16 protein-coding genes are annotated in these 17,286 nt (G+C 39.9%); 12 read left to right on the forward strand and 4 right to left on the reverse strand.

Translation table 11 applies throughout. From position 1 onward, the window contains the following. Positions 1-12: 12 nt before the first annotated feature. The 4 genes from BVC88_RS18925 to BVC88_RS18940 all read left to right on the forward strand — a co-directional run bounded on the left by BVC88_RS18925 (position 13) and on the right by BVC88_RS18940 (position 3,526). Positions 13-924 (forward strand): 1,4-dihydroxy-2-naphthoate polyprenyltransferase, encoded by a 912-nt coding sequence (locus BVC88_RS18925; RefSeq protein ID WP_075352301.1) that lies wholly within the window; start codon positions 13-15, stop codon positions 922-924. Between the two features lie 551 nt (positions 925-1,475). Further along, complete coding sequence (locus BVC88_RS18930; RefSeq protein WP_075352302.1) at positions 1,476-2,327, forward strand: universal stress protein; 852 nt, start codon at positions 1,476-1,478, stop codon at positions 2,325-2,327. 114 nt (positions 2,328-2,441) lie between these two features. Next, entirely contained in the window at positions 2,442-2,795 is a 354-nt protein-coding gene (locus BVC88_RS18935; protein ID WP_075352303.1) for a translation initiation factor, read from the forward strand. A 155-nt stretch (positions 2,796-2,950) separates the two neighbouring features. Continuing rightward, entirely contained in the window at positions 2,951-3,526 is a 576-nt protein-coding gene (locus BVC88_RS18940; RefSeq protein WP_075352304.1) for an SGNH/GDSL hydrolase family protein, read from the forward strand. Between the two features lie 343 nt (positions 3,527-3,869). Here BVC88_RS18940 and BVC88_RS18945 read toward each other — a convergent pair whose 3' ends face one another. Together BVC88_RS18945 and BVC88_RS18950 are read right to left on the reverse strand one after the other, a co-directional pair. Beyond that, on the reverse strand, positions 3,870-5,429 hold the full coding sequence (locus BVC88_RS18945; protein ID WP_075352305.1) for a sugar porter family MFS transporter: 1,560 nt from the start codon (positions 5,427-5,429) through the stop codon (positions 3,870-3,872). Positions 5,430-5,882: 453 nt separating this feature from the next. Further along, positions 5,883-6,308 (reverse strand): hypothetical protein, encoded by a 426-nt coding sequence (locus BVC88_RS18950; protein ID WP_075352306.1) that lies wholly within the window; start codon positions 6,306-6,308, stop codon positions 5,883-5,885. 342 nt (positions 6,309-6,650) lie between these two features. On the opposite strand from BVC88_RS18950, the gene hisG reads away from it, so the two are divergent. From hisG to BVC88_RS18975, 5 genes are all read left to right on the forward strand, one after another. Then, positions 6,651-7,511 carry an ATP phosphoribosyltransferase gene (hisG, locus tag BVC88_RS18955; protein ID WP_075352307.1) on the forward strand — a complete coding sequence of 287 codons (861 nt, stop codon included), beginning with the start codon at positions 6,651-6,653 and terminating at the stop codon, positions 7,509-7,511. A 40-nt stretch (positions 7,512-7,551) separates the two neighbouring features. Then, complete coding sequence (gene hisD / locus BVC88_RS18960; RefSeq protein WP_075352308.1) at positions 7,552-8,847, forward strand: histidinol dehydrogenase; 1,296 nt, start codon at positions 7,552-7,554, stop codon at positions 8,845-8,847. Then, complete coding sequence (gene hisC, locus BVC88_RS18965) at positions 8,844-9,905, forward strand: histidinol-phosphate transaminase (protein WP_075352309.1); 1,062 nt, start codon at positions 8,844-8,846, stop codon at positions 9,903-9,905. The genes hisD and hisC overlap by 4 nt, the downstream gene beginning before the upstream one ends. A gap of 7 nt (positions 9,906-9,912) precedes the next feature. Continuing rightward, on the forward strand, positions 9,913-11,010 hold the full coding sequence (hisB, locus tag BVC88_RS18970; protein ID WP_075352310.1) for a bifunctional histidinol-phosphatase/imidazoleglycerol-phosphate dehydratase HisB: 1,098 nt from the start codon (positions 9,913-9,915) through the stop codon (positions 11,008-11,010). Between the two features lie 238 nt (positions 11,011-11,248). After that, on the forward strand, positions 11,249-12,046 hold the full coding sequence (locus BVC88_RS18975; protein WP_075352311.1) for a tetratricopeptide repeat protein: 798 nt from the start codon (positions 11,249-11,251) through the stop codon (positions 12,044-12,046). A 4-nt stretch (positions 12,047-12,050) separates the two neighbouring features. Here BVC88_RS18975 and BVC88_RS18980 read toward each other — a convergent pair whose 3' ends face one another. Then, on the reverse strand, positions 12,051-12,929 hold the full coding sequence (locus tag BVC88_RS18980; protein ID WP_075352312.1) for an ATP-grasp domain-containing protein: 879 nt from the start codon (positions 12,927-12,929) through the stop codon (positions 12,051-12,053). 98 nt (positions 12,930-13,027) lie between these two features. On the opposite strand from BVC88_RS18980, the gene BVC88_RS18985 reads away from it, so the two are divergent. Next, positions 13,028-13,780, forward strand: a complete 753-nt coding sequence (locus tag BVC88_RS18985; RefSeq protein WP_075352313.1) for a polyprenol monophosphomannose synthase — start codon at positions 13,028-13,030, stop codon at positions 13,778-13,780. Here BVC88_RS18985 and BVC88_RS18990 read toward each other — a convergent pair. Beyond that, entirely contained in the window at positions 13,758-14,975 is a 1,218-nt protein-coding gene (locus BVC88_RS18990; protein WP_075352314.1) for an ABC transporter permease, read from the reverse strand. The two genes, BVC88_RS18985 and BVC88_RS18990, sit on opposite strands and share 23 nt — an antisense overlap. A 48-nt stretch (positions 14,976-15,023) precedes the next feature. Between BVC88_RS18990 and BVC88_RS18995 the strand changes: the two genes are divergently transcribed. Together BVC88_RS18995 and fmt are read left to right on the forward strand one after the other, a co-directional pair. After that, a complete protein-coding gene (locus BVC88_RS18995; protein ID WP_075352370.1) occupies positions 15,024-16,202 on the forward strand; it encodes an exo-beta-N-acetylmuramidase NamZ family protein in 1,179 nt (392 codons plus the stop codon). A 93-nt stretch (positions 16,203-16,295) separates the two neighbouring features. Then, complete coding sequence (fmt, locus tag BVC88_RS19000; RefSeq protein ID WP_075352315.1) at positions 16,296-17,219, forward strand: methionyl-tRNA formyltransferase; 924 nt, start codon at positions 16,296-16,298, stop codon at positions 17,217-17,219. Positions 17,220-17,286 lie beyond the last annotated feature (67 nt).

Consider the following 17,286-nt stretch of genomic DNA (forward strand, 5'->3'; position numbering starts at 1 on the left):
CGGTTCGACTGAGTGAAAGCTATTATTCATACCAAAAAAGAAGCCTGGTTGCACGCAATCAGGCTTCGTACTTTACCACTTGCTCTGGCTAGTATTTTTGCCGGTTCTTTTTTGGCAGCAAATCTCGATGTCTTTCGTTGGGAGATTCTGGTATTAGCTTCATTGACCACCATTTTTCTCCAAATCCTTTCCAATCTCTCCAATGATTACGGAGATACAATAAATGGTGCCGACCATGCAGAGCGCCAAGGTCCCGTTAGAGCCGTCCAGTCGGGTTTGATTTCGCTTTCTGAAATGAAGAAAGCAATGTATCTCTTCGGGGCTTTGTCCCTGGTTTCTGGTTTACTGTTGCTTTTCTTTGCAGTGCAGAGCTTAATCCTTTTTGGAATATTTCTAGGCCTGGGTATAGCTGCCATTTGGGCTGCTATTACTTACACTTCTGGAACTAATCCATACGGATATGCCGGATTGGGTGATATCTCTGTTTTCATTTTCTTTGGACTTTTAGGTGTATTTGGAACCTTCTTTCTTCATAGCCTGACAATAGATTTTTCTGCACTTTGGATTGCCATCGCATTGGGATTATTTAGCACTGCCGTACTCAACATAAATAATATCAGGGATATAGAGTCTGATTCTACTGCAGGCAAAAAATCGATCCCAGTCAGAATTGGAAAGAAAGCGGCCATTCGATACAATTGGTTTTTAATCCTGGGAGGAAATATTTCTCTTGTACTATTTGTAATTATCAGTGGGTCCTGGAGTTCATTTTTAGCATTGCTGGCCTTACCAATAATGATCGCTGTAGGATTGGGAGTTCAGAAAGGGGAAGACTCCAAAAGCATTGATCCATATTTGAAAAAGATGGCTTTGAGCACACTTTTATGGACAATCCTGTTCGGAATAGGGTTGATATTTCTCTAGTTTTTTTCCATAACCACCAAGGACGCGGAGGCAAAACCAAGGACGCAAAGATTCATAGTTTTCGAAGTTTTTGCTCACTTAAATCTGCCTGAACCGAATTTTAATCAGCAAGTTTAAGTAAGAAATCAAAAAATAGCCTATCGAAGAGATTTATAAAAGTCATATGCAAAGCGTACAGAACAAATGGATGCAAATCGCAGAAAGGCCTACTTTAGGGCCTCAGGTTACAAATACCATTTGGAAAACGGTTCCAAAAGCAAGAGGATAATAATGGAATTTGATTTTAACCAACAAATTTATTGAGGTTTTCACGGAAGGTACAAAGGCTATAATTCCAAAATTGAAGGATTTAAAAATTGAATGATTAAGTCAGATCATACTAACACTTAGTTTTGATTTTCAAAACAGCTTACATTCCTAGCCAAGATTTACTTTAAACGAATCTGCCACATTCCCTCTCCAACAAAATAACTTTGCCCCGAAAACCTGATAAAAATCCTTTTTTTGTTCTCCTTTTTCAGGTAATTTGGAGAAACTAAAAATCCAGAATTATGACCAAGATTCTTATTCCTTTCGACTTTTCTGAGCAGGCAAATTATGCGTTAGACTTTTCCGTAGCCATCGCCAAGAAATTCAATAACGTACATCTTGAAGTAGTACATGTCATGGAGATCCCGACCTCAACCACAGTAGGTACAATGGGAGGAGGTGAAATGCTGCCAGATATGGAAAATCAGATTTTCTTTATAGAACTGATGAACAAAAGGAAATCTCAAATTGATGAATTAAAAGAAAAGCATTTATCTGAATCTTATACCTTTTCGGCAAAAATTAAACTCGGAAATGCTTTCAAAAACATTTCAGAATCAATCAATGAAGAAAATCCGGATCTGGTCGTGATGGGTTCAAAAGGAACTAGTGGAATGGAAGAAGTCCTGGTAGGAAGCAACACAGAAAAAATTGTCCGCACTGCCTCCTGTCCCGTCGTCACCATAAAATCAGCTCAAGATCCTGATAATATAAATAAAATCGTTTTTGCGAGTGATTTTAGAGAAGATAATGATGAGGTTGCGGCCAGGATGAAGCGACTTCAGGATCTTCTGGATGCGCAACTTTATTTTGTTATTGTAAATACACCTGGAAATTTCGAAACCAGCAGAGATTCCATTAAAAGGATCAGATCCTTTGCCCATAAATATGGCTTCAATGATGTGACGGCAGAGATATATAATTCAGATTCGGAAGAAAGCGGCATTATCGAATTTGCTGAAGATGTAAATGCTGATCTGATTGCTATGGCTACACATGGTCGAACAGGATTTCTCCATCTGATTACCGGAAGTATTGCTGAAGATGTAGTCAACCATTCCCAACGACCTGTTTGGACATTTAAGACGAAATAAGGAGGTTGGAAGCAGGAAGTTGGAAGTGTAAAGTTGAAAGGTTATAGTTAATAAAGTCAACGAACAACCGAAAACTAATAATCGACAACCGCAAAGGGCATCAAACAATCAACTATGGCAAAGAAAAGTAACGACTGGAAAAAGCGAGATGGAGTGGTCTATTCGACGAGCGATGAGTTCGAATTCCAAACTCCTTCTTCAGAAGAAGAGGAAACTTTAGCACCAAATCAGCAACACCTCAAGGTCATGCTGGACAAGAAAGCTAGAGCTGGAAAGAAAGTGACCTTGGTCGAGGGCTTTATTGGGAACGAGGTAGAATTAGCGATCCTCGGCAAACTCCTAAAAAACAAATGTGGCGTAGGTGGCTCTGCCAAAGATGGAGAAATTCTTATCCAAGGCGATCATCGGGATAAGGTGGTCGAGATTCTTCAGGCAGAAGGGTACAAAGCCAAAAAAGCAGGTGGTTGATGGCTAATATCAACCCCTCCTACTTACTTTTTCAATCTCGACTTTTCCCACTTTTACCCTACCTGATCTAAGAAGCGGATAAGATCAGTAAATCTGGCCCTAAACTTCCCCCGCAATCTGAAAAGTTGTTTCTGGCGGGCCAAGATCAAAGGATCATGATAATCGGAGAATCAACTGCAGCAGGTGTAGGGGCAAGCAGTATGGAGTTTACCATTGCAAGCTACCTTCATCAGTTATTCCAAGAAGAATATAGCTTCTACAATTTCGGTAAGAATGGGATAAGAGTGGCCGAAGTTTTACTACATTTCAAGTCAGATTTGGAAGAACTAAATTCTACCAAAGAGGGAATTCTCCTTTTTTTAGGAGCCAATGATTGCTTCAAACTGACAAATCCCAGTGCTTTTAATTCATCGCTCCAAAGTCTGATAGAAAGCCTTCAAACTCAATTTGACCCTAACTGGATCTACCTGGCTGATATTCCTCCAGTTCATCTCTTCCCTGCATTTTCATCCTTGATGAAAAGCTATTTGTACCGACAGCGGGAGTTTTTAAGAACAGAAATGAAAAAGCTCGCCCTAAAAAACAAACGCTTGATTTTCCAGGAAATATCTTTGGATCTAGTCCCTGACTTTTTTTCCGCTGACGGTATCCACCCTTCAGACCTCGGCTACCAAAAGATTGCAGAGTTCACTTTTGAGGGAATAAAGGGGTATTTGGAGGGGAAGAAATAGGTCTTTTTAACCGCAAAGGTTTTTAATTTAAAAATTGAAAGATTTGAAAATTGAAAAATCAACTGAAAACTAATTTGTACTCGGTGCAGAAGGAACTGAATCAATCATGACCATGGGAGTAGCTCATAATAAAACGAATCCTGCGCGTGAGCCGGGGAGATTTGGCATTTCGATTACCCCTGGTTGACCCCAATAACTATCGGGGCCGGGGCTACAAACAGAGCGCTCCTTTGAAGCTTCTATGAAGATGATGTTTATTTGAATTATTCAATTTTCGAATTATATCCTTTGCGTCCTCCGTGAAAACCTTCGCGAACTCCGTGGTTAAAAAAACATCATATCATCACTTAGACACCAACATCTCCTCTAGTTCTTCCAAAGATTTCCCTTTAGTTTCTGGAACCACTTTGATAATAAAAACCAGTCCAAGTAGTGCAAAAACCCCATAAATCAAGAATGTGGTCGCACTTCCCAACACCTCCAATTCCCATGGGAATACCAACTGAACAATAAAGCTCACAGCTGAATTGATCAGTCCTACAAATGAAATGGCAATGCCTCTGATCCAATTCGGAAACAACTCACTAAATAGCACCCACATTACAGGCCCGATAGAAATCGCAAAAGAGGCGACAAAGCCAATGATTCCAACAAGAATTAAGGTTGGGTTCATCTTAATCGCTGCGGTAATCAATGCTGCCGAATACTCCGTGGCTTTCTCCTTACCGATCGCATCGACGATGGCCGCTTTGAAGCTGGTATCGTCGGTAAAGGTAATCCCTGAAACACTTTCCAGTTTTAATAGACTTTCAGTATCGATCTGCTCATTCAGCGAATCCTTTGGCAAGGTGTAAGTAGCCGAATTAAACCCATAGGCTAGTATAAACATACAAATGACAATCCCGGCCACTCCAAAAATCAGTAGCGGTTTCCGTCCCAGTTTGTCAATAAAAAGAATCGCTAAAACGGTAAAAGCCAGATTGACCAAACCCACCAAAATCGCCTGAACAAAGGAAGCGTCTGTACCTATTCCTGATTGCTCAAAGATCATAGGTGCATAAAAAAAGACCGAGTTGATCCCGGTGATTTGCTGAAGCACGGACACTACTATTCCTATAGTGAGAACGAGCCTGAGTGTGGGATTTAACAGTTCGGCAAAAGATTCCTTCTTTTTGGATTTATCCTTCTCAATACTTTGCTGTATCGCTTCCAAATCTTGTTTTACCTGCTCATCAGAATTAAATTGGCTCATTACTTTTCTGGCCTGATCCAGTTCCCCCTTCATAATGAGCCACCTTGGACTTTTAGGAACGAAGAATAAACCCAGAAAATAAAGCACTGCAGGTAAGGTTTCCAAACCTAGCATCCATCGCCATTGGTATTCCCCCAACTTCAATGTTTTTGCCCAGCCAGCATCTGAAGCACCATATTTTAAAATCAGATAATTAGTGAAGAAGGCTAGGGAAATTCCTATCACAATATTCAATTGATTGAAGGAAACCATTCTGCCACGAATCTTTGGCGGGGCAATTTCAGCTATATACATGGGAGCTAAAATCAAGGAAGCCCCGACACCAAAACCCCCAATCATTCGAGCTACTACCAAAAACCAAAACGTAGGTGCAAAGGCAGAGGCAATGGCAGAAACGGCATAAAGTATTGCTGCATACCTCAAAACCAAACGTCGACCATATCGATCACTTAAGGGACCAGCCAGCAGCATGGCGAGCGTGGCAGTCAAAGTGAGTGAACTTACCGACCAGCCTATTTCAAGAGAAGTAAGGTTGAATTCAGGTTCGATAAACTTGACCACCCCTGAGATTACAGAGGCGTCAAAGCCCATCAGGAGACCTCCTAGCGCTACAATTAGGGCGGTCATCACGATGTAATTTGCTTTAGTCATCTTTGGGTTTTTAGCTAAAGGTTAATTGAACTAGGCAGAAAATTAAGTGGCTAATTTTGAATTGCTCCTGTGGCAAAGCTTTTCCAAAAACTTAAAATATGGAAAATAATTCAAGGATGGAACTTTCTGAGGTCCTACCTCCTATCTGTAGGGTAGCTTAACGATTGAAATCCAAAAATTCCCGCCATAGGATATGATTTCAACGCATCAATTTTTCGATTTGTGAAGCCACTAACCGAGCCGGTGATTTGGAATAATTTTTCAATTTTCAAATCTTTCAATATTAGAATTATTTCCTCCGTGAAAACCTCCCTGCCCTTCGTGGTAAATAAAAACTATGTTCGCTATGTGGTTCAAAAAACCTTTGTGGTCTTTGAGTAAACCTTAGCGACCTTTGTGGTTAATGAAAAAAAGCTCAAATCCGAAGATCTGAGCTTATTATGATTGAATAAATTAATTTTCCGGATCGGAATAGTTCGGGATCTTTGGTAGCCTTCCTGCTTCCAGAATTGGAAGATTCGCTTCTGTAGGGATATAGATTACCGTCTTATCCCCGAGATTTTTCTGCTGTCTTACCCAGAGGTATTGAATATACTTTTCGGAGATGGATCCATTCTCGATTTTGATCGCTTCGGCAGCTCCTTTTGCACGTTCGATTTCAGCTTGTGCATTGAGTTTCTCTGCTTCCAGATTAGCAGCAGCCTCCTCGATGAGGATCCGACGGTTTTGCTCCGCTTTGGCAAATTCAGCTCGGCCACTCATTTCCTGTTGCCAGACATTATAGGTAGGACATCCCCACATTCCAAAGCCAAGGAAGGCAAAAAGCATCCAAGAAATGATTGTTCCTAATAACACTGGACCTCGTTTTGATGTTTGCATGGTTTAGTATTGGGTTCTTTAAGCCGCCCAAGGCTAGATCAACAATCAATATACTAATGAAAATTAAATTTGATAGCAGTACACAATAGCCTTAAATCCTCCAAATTAAAGGATGAATGGATTTGTATCTTTTCTCTCCATCCCTATCTTTGCAAGTATAAATGGAAAACTCAACTAGAAATAGTGCATTTTTATCTGACTGTCAGCAATCGCATTTGTTGCATCATTTCCATCATTCCGCATAAGGAATGTTTTTTACTACCCGGCGCCGTCGATGACAGGGATTCTGCGGTTCGCCATAATTTACTACACCTCTTTTAATTCTTAGCGTAACTTGCCAACATGGAACAAATAATCCGTATTGCCGTGCAGAAAAGCGGCAGACTATCCGACGATTCACTTAGCCTCATCAAAGAATGTGGCATCAAATTTTACAATGGGACCGGGAAACTTAAGTCCACTTCCACCAATTTTCCAATCGAATTCTTATTCCTTCGAGATGATGATATTCCAGGCTATGTAGCCGATGGAGTGGCAGACTTAGGTATAGTAGGCGAAAATGAACTCGTGGAAAAAGACAAGGAAGTTGTAACCTTAAAGAAACTAGGATTTTCCAAATGCCGACTTTCATTGGCCATTCCCAAAGGACAAGAATATACCGGCGTTTCTTATTTCGAAGGAAAAAATATTGCCACCTCCTACCCAAAAATATTAGGTGACTATCTGAAAAAAGTAAACATTTCTGCTGCTATTCATGAGATCAGTGGTTCGGTGGAAATCGCACCTAGCATCGGACTGGCAGAAGGCATCTGTGATATCGTCAGCTCAGGATCTACCTTGATGATGAACGGCTTGAAAGAAGTCGAGGAAATCTTCAAATCTGAAGCCGTACTGATTGCGAACAAAGACTTGGTAGATTGGAAAAAGGCGATCGTAGATAAGCTTCTATTCCGAATGAATGCCGTGCAGAAAGGCAAAAGCAATAAGTATGTCTTGCTGAATGCACCAAATGAATCCTTGGAGAAGATTATCAGCCTGATCCCGGGAATGCGTAGTCCAACTATTCTCCCTCTGGCACAGCCCGGATGGTCTTCAGTACACTCTGTGCTCCAGGAAGATCAATTTTGGGAAAATATCGAGGAATTGCGTGCGGCAGGTGCAGAAGGAATCTTAGTAGTTCCTATTGAAAAAATGATCATTTGATTTCAGTTTTCAGAAAAAATTCAACCAGAATAAATCAAGTATGAAAATTCTACTTAATCCGGTAAAGAACACTTGGAAAAAGGAACTGGCCAGGCCAACCTTCAAAACCAAAGCTATCAATAAAATTGTCAAGCCCATTCTAAAAAAAGTGGAGCAAAATGGAGATAAAGCACTATTCAAATTTGCTTTAGAATATGATCACATTCAGTTAAAATCCCTTTTGGTTTCCACTGAAGAGATCAATGAAGGTGAAGCCCTTGTCTCCCCTGAATTGAAAGAAGCAATCCAAGTGGCAAAGGCCAACATAGAACGCTTTCATGCTGCACAGGCTACTCCTGAACTTATTCAGGAAGTAATGCCAGGGGTAGTTTGTAGAAGAAAAAGTGTTCCTATCCAACGAGTGGGACTATATATCCCGGGAGGAACAGCTCCACTATTCAGCACCGTATTGATGTTGGGCGTTCCTGCCAAACTAGCGGGATGCTCAGAGATCGTACTTTGTACCCCTCCAAATCGTGAGGGGAAAGTTCACCCGGCAATTCTTTATACTGCAAAACTGATTGGGATTGACAAGATTGTAAAAGCAGGTGGAGCACAAGCTATTGCTGCCATGACTTTTGGGACGGAATCAGTACCGCAGGTTGATAAAATCTTTGGTCCCGGAAACCAGTATGTGACTGCAGCAAAGCAGTTATCAACCAAATATGGGGTAGCCATAGATATGCCGGCTGGACCTTCCGAGGTTTTAGTATATGCAGACGATTCGGCTATTCCTTCATTTGTAGCATCTGATTTACTTTCTCAGGCAGAGCATGGAGTAGATTCTCAAGTGGTCTTGATTACAAACTCTGAATCCTTCGCCAAAAAAGTACTAAAAGAAGTCGAGATACAATTGAAAACCCTTTCCAGAAAAGATATTGCGAAAAAAGCCCTTTCAAACTCTGTAGCAGTAGTACTGGATTCTACCGCAAAGGCTCTGGAAATCATAAATCAATATGCACCTGAGCACCTCATCATCAGTGTAGAAAATGAGGACGAAGCGATAGAGGGAATTTACAATGCAGGGTCAGTTTTCATTGGAAATTACACCCCGGAGTCTGCAGGGGATTATGCCTCTGGCACCAACCACACCTTGCCAACCTATGGTTATGCAAGAAATTATAGTGGAGTCTCTTTGGATAGCTTTTTGAAGAAAATCACCTATCAGAAAATTTCTGAAGAAGGAATTAAAAACCTAGGGCCTACTGTAGAAATCATGGCTGAAAATGAGCTTTTGGATGCTCATAAAAATGCTGTAACCATTCGATTGAATTATTTGAAATCAAAGAAAAAATGAGCTTCAAATTAGAGAAATTACTAAGACCACACATCGCGACGCTTCAGGCTTATACTTCTGCCCGTGATGAATATACCGGTAAGGAAGGCACTTTCTTAGACGCGAATGAAAACCCTTTTGGTTCGATTACAGATCAGGATTTCAACCGATATCCAGATCCTTATCAAGCGGAATTGAAACAGAAAATAGCCGAAATCAAGGAAGTAAAACCTTCGCAGATTTTCTTGGGAAATGGCTCGGATGAAGCGATTGATTTATTATTCAGGGCGTTTTGTAATCCTGGAAAAGATAACGTGATCCTTCTTCCCCCTACCTACGGCATGTATGAAGTAAGTGCTTCGATTAACGATGTGGAAGTTCGAAAAGTACCGCTGACGGCGGATTTTCAACTTAGAACTGACAAAATCCTCAATGAAGTTGACAAGCATACCAAGATCATCTTTATCTGCTCACCCAATAATCCAAGCGGAAATAAGGTCAATCGAGAAGAGATATTGTACCTATTGAAGAAGTTCAAAGGGTTGGTCGTGGTGGATGAGGCTTACAGTGATTTCAGCGATGAGCCAAGCTTCACGACCGAATTGAAGAATTTCAAGAACCTGCTCGTGATGCAGACCTTCTCCAAGGCTTGGGGCTTAGCTTCATTGCGATTGGGAATGGCTTTCGCTTCCAAAGATCTGATCAAGATCCTTAACCGGATCAAGCCTCCTTATAATATTTCAGGATTGACCCAGGAGACGGTTTTGGCAGCCATGGGAAATTATGAGAAAGTAAAAGCGATGGTCAAAGACATTCTTACAGAGCGGGAATTTTTGAAAACAAAATTAGAGTCCCTGGACTTTGTAAATAAAATCTATCCTTCAGACGCCAATTTCCTATTGGTCAAAATGCCTAATGCAAATTTGGTTTATGATGAATTGATTGATCAAAAAGTAATCGTAAGAAATCGATCAAAAGTGATTCTTTGTGAAGATTGTCTTAGAATCACCGTAGGTACTCGGGCTGAAAATGAGCATTTGATCGAAGCGCTTTCCAAAATCTTTTCCTCCAAAAAATAAAATATCGATGAAGAAGAAAGTATTATTTATCGACCGAGACGGGACTATTATAAAAGAGCCACCGACAGATTTTCAAGTAGATAGTCTGGAAAAATTGGAGTTTTTACCTAAAGCAATCTCGAACCTGCGGAAAATAGCAGAGGAAACGGACTATGAGTTAGTCATGGTGACCAATCAGGATGGTTTGGGCACGGAGTCTTTTCCAGAGAAAGACTTTTGGCCAGCCCAATACAAAATGCTCAAGACGATGGAGCAAGAAAACATAATCTTCAAAGCTATCCACGTAGATAAAACCTTTGAGCATGAAAATGCGCCAACCCGAAAACCAAGGACAGGATTGCTCACCCAATATTTCTCTGAAGAATATGATCTAGCTAATTCCTATGTAATCGGAGATCGGTTGACAGACGTTCAGCTTGCTAAAAATCTGGGTTCAAAAGCCATCTTCATTGGTGAGCAGTCGGATGAAGCGGACTTTATTACTACTGATTGGGATGCGATTTATGAATTCTTGAAGATGCCTCCTCGTGCAGCTGAAGTGATTCGAAAGACCTCTGAAACAGATATTCGAATCAAATTGAATCTTGATGGTAGCGGGCAATGTAATATTTCCACAGGCCTTCATTTTTTCGATCATATGCTTGAACAATTAGGCAAGCATGGAAGCACAGATTTAGAAATTAAAGTAAATGGTGACCTTCATATTGATGAGCACCATACGATTGAAGATACTGCCCTAGCGCTTGGTGAAGCATATTTGAAAGCATTGGGAGATAAAAAGGGCATCTACCGTTATGGTTTTCTGCTGCCCATGGACGATGTCCTTGCACAGGTTGCAATAGATTTTGGAGGAAGACCTTGGATTGTTTGGGATGCCAAATTCAACCGTGAAAAAGTTGGGGATATGCCTACTGAAATGTTTTACCATTTCTTCAAGTCTTTTTCTGATACTGCAAAGTGTAACCTCAACATCAAAGCAGAAGGAGATAATGAACATCATAAGATCGAGGCAATGTTTAAGGCACTTGCCCGGGCAATTAAAATGGCAGTGATGCGTGATCCTAGAAATATCAATCAACTGCCTAGTACCAAGGGAGTACTTTAAACCCGAAATATCCATTAGACTTTCTATTACAGCTTTAAATCGCTTCAAATCAATCGCTTCGCTTCGTTTTATTTCTCAACGTAGCGGTGCTATGCTTTCAAAATAAAACTTCCTGATTTATTGCGATTTAAACCTTCATGACGAACTCTAATGAATAATCCGGGTTAAATTTTCACAGACTCAGTAAAATTTAACATTAATAATTTTTACTGAGTCTTTTTTTTGCCTTTATTTAGTTATGAAACGACTTCTACAGACCATAACTATATCAATATTCTTTCTTTCTGCTTCATCTTGTTCGGAAGGATTAAGTACTATCGAAAAGATGTATGAAAAGGGGAACTATGAGGAAGCTATTTCAGAATTAAATGCTTACCTGTTTTTTCATGTGACAGATGTAAAAGCTCTTCACATTCGAGCTAGGTCTTATGAGGAACTTGGTAATATCGAAAAAGCAAGATCAGATTTTGAGCGAATTATCGATTTGGATTCTGAATATGCCCAAGCTTTTGCCGGATTGGGAAAAATTCTATTTGAAGAAAAGAAATACAAAGAAGCCGAATTGTATTTGCTCCGAGCGGCAACCTTAGATTATGAAGATTTTGATATTCTATACCTAGTTGGCAGAACACATCTGATGCTGGAAAAATATGAGTCTGCGGAGAATTTCCTTGAAATGGCTAAAGATCTCAATCCAAAATTTGCAAAAGTATATTATTACCAAGGTATGGCAAGAGCACTTCGGGGAGATGTCTTAGGTTGTGCTGCTTCGTTTAATTCCTATGTACAATTAGAACCGGATCATACCGTGGGAAAGTATAATCGAGGATTTGCGCTCATGAAAGCCGGTTACATAGAATGGGCACTGGATGATTTTGAAGCTGTTTTAAAAACTAATCCTAATCATATCGAAGCCCTTGCAAAAAAGGGATATTGCATGGCAATCCTGGGAGATACTGAAGGGTGCCAAATACTACAACTCGCTGCCTCCAAAGGCAGCGAGTATGCTAAAAACCAAGCTGAAGTTTGTATTTAAATTCTTATTTCAATCTTGCTTTTAAGGCTTTTTTGTAATTCGGAATGGCTTTTTCATCCAAAACCAAAAATAAATAGGGTTCAATCATCTCCAATTCCATAAGATGAAAAACACCATCCACCTCTACTCCATCAACCCTTACATAGAGGCTATCCGAGGCAAATTCATCGACCAGTTTTTGACATGAATCGAGCATTTTTGCCGTAGGCTGAATCGTAGCGATGGTTCCTCCGAAATAATGTTGGACCCTAAAATCTTCTTTAGCAGGAGTTTTTAACACAGCATGGGAAAATTCACCATTAAAAAAGATGAGGGAATACTCTCCTACCTCAGCTACTTCTTTGATGAAAGGTTGGATCAAAAAGGATTCTTTTTGAAGAAGATCATTTATTTTTTGCTCCTGGGATTTCCAATCATTCGCTTTGATTTTTAAGGTGTTTTTAGCCCCACCACTGACCAAAGGCTTTATTACCCAGGTATCTGACACCATTGTTTCCTTTAGCGTTTCCCCATTGAACTTCGTGCCTTTTTCCAGCAATTTTCCAGCAATAACAGGAAAACCTTTTTCCTGGATTTCTAGCAAATAAGTTTTAGAAGAATTCCATAATATAGAATCCAAGTTATTCAGTACAGGTATATCCAAGGTTTTGATGTGCTTGATCCAATCCAAAAATTCCGGATAAAAATCAAAATAATCCCAAACTGATTTGATCAACAAAAAAGAAAACCGAGACCAATCTTCATCCGGAGCAGACCAAGGAATAATCTCATTTTGAATATCTAAATCGGTAAGGACCTGAGAAAGAATCTTATCCTCATCTACCGTATTCGTATCATAGGCTCCTACTGAGAAGTAGCTGACGATAGCAACAGGTTTTTGCATAGTTCAATTTTTTGGCAAAGCTAAACTTTAACCAAAATTTATACGGACCGTTCTTCAAAAATGATTGCTATACCTTACTTTTGGGCTTTCCCAACCCTATGAACCACAAAAAACTCGTCATAATCCCCACTTTTAATGAGCTGGAGAACATCAGCGACATGATCCAAAAAGTGATGAATCTGGATGGTGAATTTGAATTGCTGATCATAGACGATGGAAGCCCTGATGGGACAGCTAATATTGTCAAATCACTTCAGAAGGAGTTCCCTAGCCGCCTTTTTCTAATCGAACGCGAAAAAAAGCTGGGACTAGGAACTGCGTATATCACGGGTTTTGAATGGGCATTGACACGAGGTTACGATTACATTTTTGAGATGGATGCCGATTTTTCGCATAATCCAGAAGATTTAATCCGACTCTATGAGGCATGCGCAATTAAAGGATTTGATTTGGCTATAGGGTCAAGATATATAACTGGCGTGAACGTAGTCAATTGGCCAATAGGAAGAGTGTTGATGTCCTATTTTGCCAGCGTCTATGTTAATTTCATCACAGGTCTCCCAGTAAAAGACGCCACAGCAGGATTCAAATGCTACCATAGAAGCGTCTTAAAAGGTATCAAATTGAAAGAAGTTAAGTTTATAGGCTATGCGTTTCAGATAGAAATGAAATTCACTGCCTGGAAACTTGGTTTCAAAATCACTGAAGTGCCAATTATTTTTACAGACCGAACCAAAGGCACTTCCAAAATGAGCAGCGGAATCTTCAAAGAAGCTGTTCTTGGAGTAATTTGGATGAAAATAAAAAGCCTTTTTTCACCCTATCAGCTTAATCAAAGCGAATCGATTTAATCGGATCTACTTTTGAGATTACCATTACTGGAATCCAAAGAACCAGAGCTGTCAAAATCACAATCCCGATATTGATCAGTAAGAAAACTGGCCAATTCCAATCAATCGGTACATAATTCATGTAATAACTATTTGGATCAAGGGGAATAAACCGAAACTGATCTTGAATAAACCCTAGACCTAATCCAATTACATTTCCAATAACAATACCTCGGAGTAAAATATTGATCCCATTCCAAAAGAAAATGCGACGAATCTGGCGGTTAGATGCACCAAGTGATTTCAAAATTCCTATCATCTGTGTACGCTCCATGATCAAAATAAAGAGTACTGCCCCCATATTGAATATCGCGACAAAGCCAATTAGGCTAATGAACACATACACGTTAGTATCCAATAAAATCAACCAATCAAAAATCTCAACAAACTTATCTTGGCTATCAATCAACTTTAAGTCAAAATCCATGATAGACTCAATATCAGCAAAATAAGATTTTCGATTTTTAAAATCATCCACAAAAACCTCCAATCCCCCCACTTGATCTGATTGCCAATTATTCAAATTCCGAATCGTCTGAAGTTCGCCGATGATAATCTTTTCATCGAAGTTTTCAAGATAGGTTTGGAAAATTCCTACGATCTCGACTCGTCTATACCTTGGTGGTTCCTGCACAAAATATAACGTGATTCTATCGCCTACTTTCAGGTTAAGCTTATTGGCAATAAAAGAACTTAGCATCACTTCATTGGAAGTTCCGGAATCAGGAATTTGCAGCAATCTTCCTTCTTTCAAATAAGGCTTGAAACGTAAGCTGTCAAAATCGGCTCCTACCCCCTTCATCAGTACACCTTCCACCTCGTCTTCTCCTTTGATCAAGGCAGCTTTATGAGCAAAAGACTGAACTCCTTTGATAAAAGGTAAAGTGGCATAATTCTTCGAAAAATCAGAATTGAGGGAAAAGGGAGCTTCCTCAAAGGCATTGCTCATGGTAAAGCGCTGCACCTGAAAATGCCCGGTAAATCCATAAACTTTCTCTGAAATGGTATTTTGGAAACCTCCAAGAACCATAAAGGCGATAATGGATACGGCAAGCCCCAAAGCAAGACTTCCGACAGCGATCCGATGGATAGTCACCGAAAACCCTCCAGAACCTTTAAAGCTGATTCTTTTGGCAATGAAATAGGAAAGGTTCAATTGACTGCTTTAATTTGTTTAATCCGAACGCAAAATAGCATGAAGCAAATGAAACTAACATCCTTTATTTCCATTTTCGGTTTTTGTACCGCTTTATTTTTTTCAATTACCGGAAGTCAAGCTCAGCAAAACAGCATTTTACCAGCAGCTGATCAGCCTTCCCTTTACCTTCCTTTATTGAAAGGAAAAAGGGTTGGAATAGTTGCTAATCAGACCAGTATCCTCACAAATATGCCGGGGAAGCATGTTGTAGATTTCCTTTTGGAAGAAGGAGTTGATGTGAAAAAAGTATTTGTTCCAGAGCACGGATTCCGAGGTAAAGCCGATGCCGGAGAGAAAGTCGATAATACGGTGGATGAAAAAACCGGCTTGCCTATCATTTCTTTGTACGGAAATAATAAAAAGCCAAGCGCTGAACAAGTCAAAGATCTGGATGTGATCATTTTTGACTTGCAGGATGTGGGGATTAGATTCTATACCTACATCTCTACGATGCACTATGTCATGGAAACTGCAGCCGAAAACGGCAAGGAGGTTATCATTTTTGACAGACCCAATCCAAATGGCAATTACATTGATGGACCAGTATTAAAAGATGGATTTCAAAGCTTTGTAGGAATGCACCCTATTCCTGTTGTGCATGGGCTGACGGTTGGTGAATTAGCGCAAATGATCAATGGTGAAAAATGGCTTAAAGGCGGATTGACCGCAAACCTAAAGGTCATCCCAGTTGCAAATTGGTCCCATGACAAAACCTATAATCTTCCCGTAAAGCCCTCTCCTAACCTTCCTAATGATCTTTCAATTCGCTTGTATCCCAGCACTTGCTTTTTTGAAGGAACTATCGTCTCGCTAGGCCGGGGAACTTACTTTCCATTCCAGGTTTATGGCTACCCAGACCCTGCCTTTGGAGAATTCACTTTTACGCCAGTATCTATTGATGGGATGTCTAAAACTCCCCCACTTCAAGACAAGCTTTGCTATGGTGTTGATTTGAGAAATGAACCTCTCAGTCATCAATTCACCTTGAAATACCTTTTGGATGCTTTTCAAAAATCAGGAAAAGGAAAGGCATTTTTTACAAATTACTTTAATACCCTAGCAGGGACTGATGAGTTGAAAAAGATGATTTTAGAGGGAAAAACTGAATCTGAAATTAAAGCTTCCTGGCAATCAGACTTAGACCAATACAAAACGTTGAGAAAGACATATCTAATCTATAAATAATTGATTTTCAATTTATTTTAACCAATTATTGAAAGCATTTATTTTATAAAAGAAAGTAATCAAAAGCAGCAATTAAGAGTTATAAGTTTTAAAATGAAAAAGGATTTACGAATTGTATATATGGGAACTCCGGAGTTTGCGGTTCCTTCGCTTGAAATTTTAGTAAAAAATGGCTGGAATGTCGTGGGAGTGATCACTGCACCCGATAAACCCAAAGGAAGAGGCCAGAAATTAATTCCTTCGCCTGTCAAGGAAGCTGCCGAAAATCTAGGTCTGAAGGTACTTCAACCCACAAATCTTAAATCTCCTGAATTCCAGGCTGAATTGAAAGCTTTGAATGCTGACCTTCAAATAGTGGTGGCTTTTCGTATGCTTCCTGAATCTGTCTGGGACATGCCTCCTATTGGCACATTTAATCTACATGCCTCCCTTCTACCTGATTATCGAGGTGCGGCCCCAATCAATTGGGCTATCATTAATGGCGAAAAAGAAACGGGTGTGACGACTTTTTTCCTCAAGCATGAGATCGATACCGGAAGTATAATTTTTCAGGAAAAAGTAGCCATTCTTCCTGAAGATGATCTGGGCTCGGTTTATGAAAAATTGATGTCAAAAGGTGCAGAACTAGTCTTGAAAACGGTGGAAGCAATTGCTGAAAATAAGGTGATTCCGCTTCCTCAGGATGAATCCAAAGCAATACATCATGCTCCTAAAATCTTCAAAGAGACCGGAGAAATCATTTGGGGGAATTCAGCAGAATCTATTCATAATTTGGTACGAGGACTCTCTCCTTATCCGGCAGCCTGGACCAGTTTGGATGGGAAAAATTGCAAAGTTTTTAAAACTTCAGTGGCTGAAGGAAATTTATCAAATGTTGAAATTGGAAATTACAGCTCTGATGGCAAGACATTTTTAAAATTTCAAACTGGAGATGGAGTATTAGAAATTTTGGAGCTTCAATTGGAAGGCAAAAAGCGAATGAAGATTGGTGATTTTTTGAGAGGGTATAATTTTTAATCAATACTTCTCTAAATACTAAATCTCAAACTGAGCTTAACTATAAATCAAACGATTAGGGAGCCTA

This window comes from Algoriphagus marinus, assembly GCF_001936475.1.
GTDB lineage: Bacteria > Bacteroidota > Bacteroidia > Cytophagales > Cyclobacteriaceae > Algoriphagus > Algoriphagus marinus.

Excerpts from the sequence above, each read along its gene's own strand:
- BVC88_RS18930 (WP_075352302.1), top strand. The coding sequence starts at position 1,476 with ATGACCAAGATTCTTATTCCTTTCGACTTTTCTGAGCAGGCAAATTAT.
- BVC88_RS18935 (WP_075352303.1), top strand. The coding sequence starts at position 2,442 with ATGGCAAAGAAAAGTAACGACTGGAAAAAGCGAGATGGAGTGGTCTAT.
- BVC88_RS18940 (WP_075352304.1), top strand. The coding sequence starts at position 2,951 with ATGATAATCGGAGAATCAACTGCAGCAGGTGTAGGGGCAAGCAGTATG.
- BVC88_RS18945 (WP_075352305.1), bottom strand. The coding sequence starts at position 5,429 with ATGACTAAAGCAAATTACATCGTGATGACCGCCCTAATTGTAGCGCTA.
- BVC88_RS18950 (WP_075352306.1), bottom strand. The coding sequence starts at position 6,308 with ATGCAAACATCAAAACGAGGTCCAGTGTTATTAGGAACAATCATTTCT.
- hisG (WP_075352307.1), top strand. The coding sequence starts at position 6,651 with ATGGAACAAATAATCCGTATTGCCGTGCAGAAAAGCGGCAGACTATCC.
- hisD (WP_075352308.1), top strand. The coding sequence starts at position 7,552 with ATGAAAATTCTACTTAATCCGGTAAAGAACACTTGGAAAAAGGAACTG.
- hisC (WP_075352309.1), top strand. The coding sequence starts at position 8,844 with ATGAGCTTCAAATTAGAGAAATTACTAAGACCACACATCGCGACGCTT.
- hisB (WP_075352310.1), top strand. The coding sequence starts at position 9,913 with ATGAAGAAGAAAGTATTATTTATCGACCGAGACGGGACTATTATAAAA.
- BVC88_RS18975 (WP_075352311.1), top strand. The coding sequence starts at position 11,249 with ATGAAACGACTTCTACAGACCATAACTATATCAATATTCTTTCTTTCT.
- BVC88_RS18980 (WP_075352312.1), bottom strand. The coding sequence starts at position 12,929 with ATGCAAAAACCTGTTGCTATCGTCAGCTACTTCTCAGTAGGAGCCTAT.
- BVC88_RS18985 (WP_075352313.1), top strand. The coding sequence starts at position 13,028 with ATGAACCACAAAAAACTCGTCATAATCCCCACTTTTAATGAGCTGGAG.
- BVC88_RS18995 (WP_075352370.1), top strand. The coding sequence starts at position 15,024 with ATGAAACTAACATCCTTTATTTCCATTTTCGGTTTTTGTACCGCTTTA.
- fmt (WP_075352315.1), top strand. The coding sequence starts at position 16,296 with ATGAAAAAGGATTTACGAATTGTATATATGGGAACTCCGGAGTTTGCG.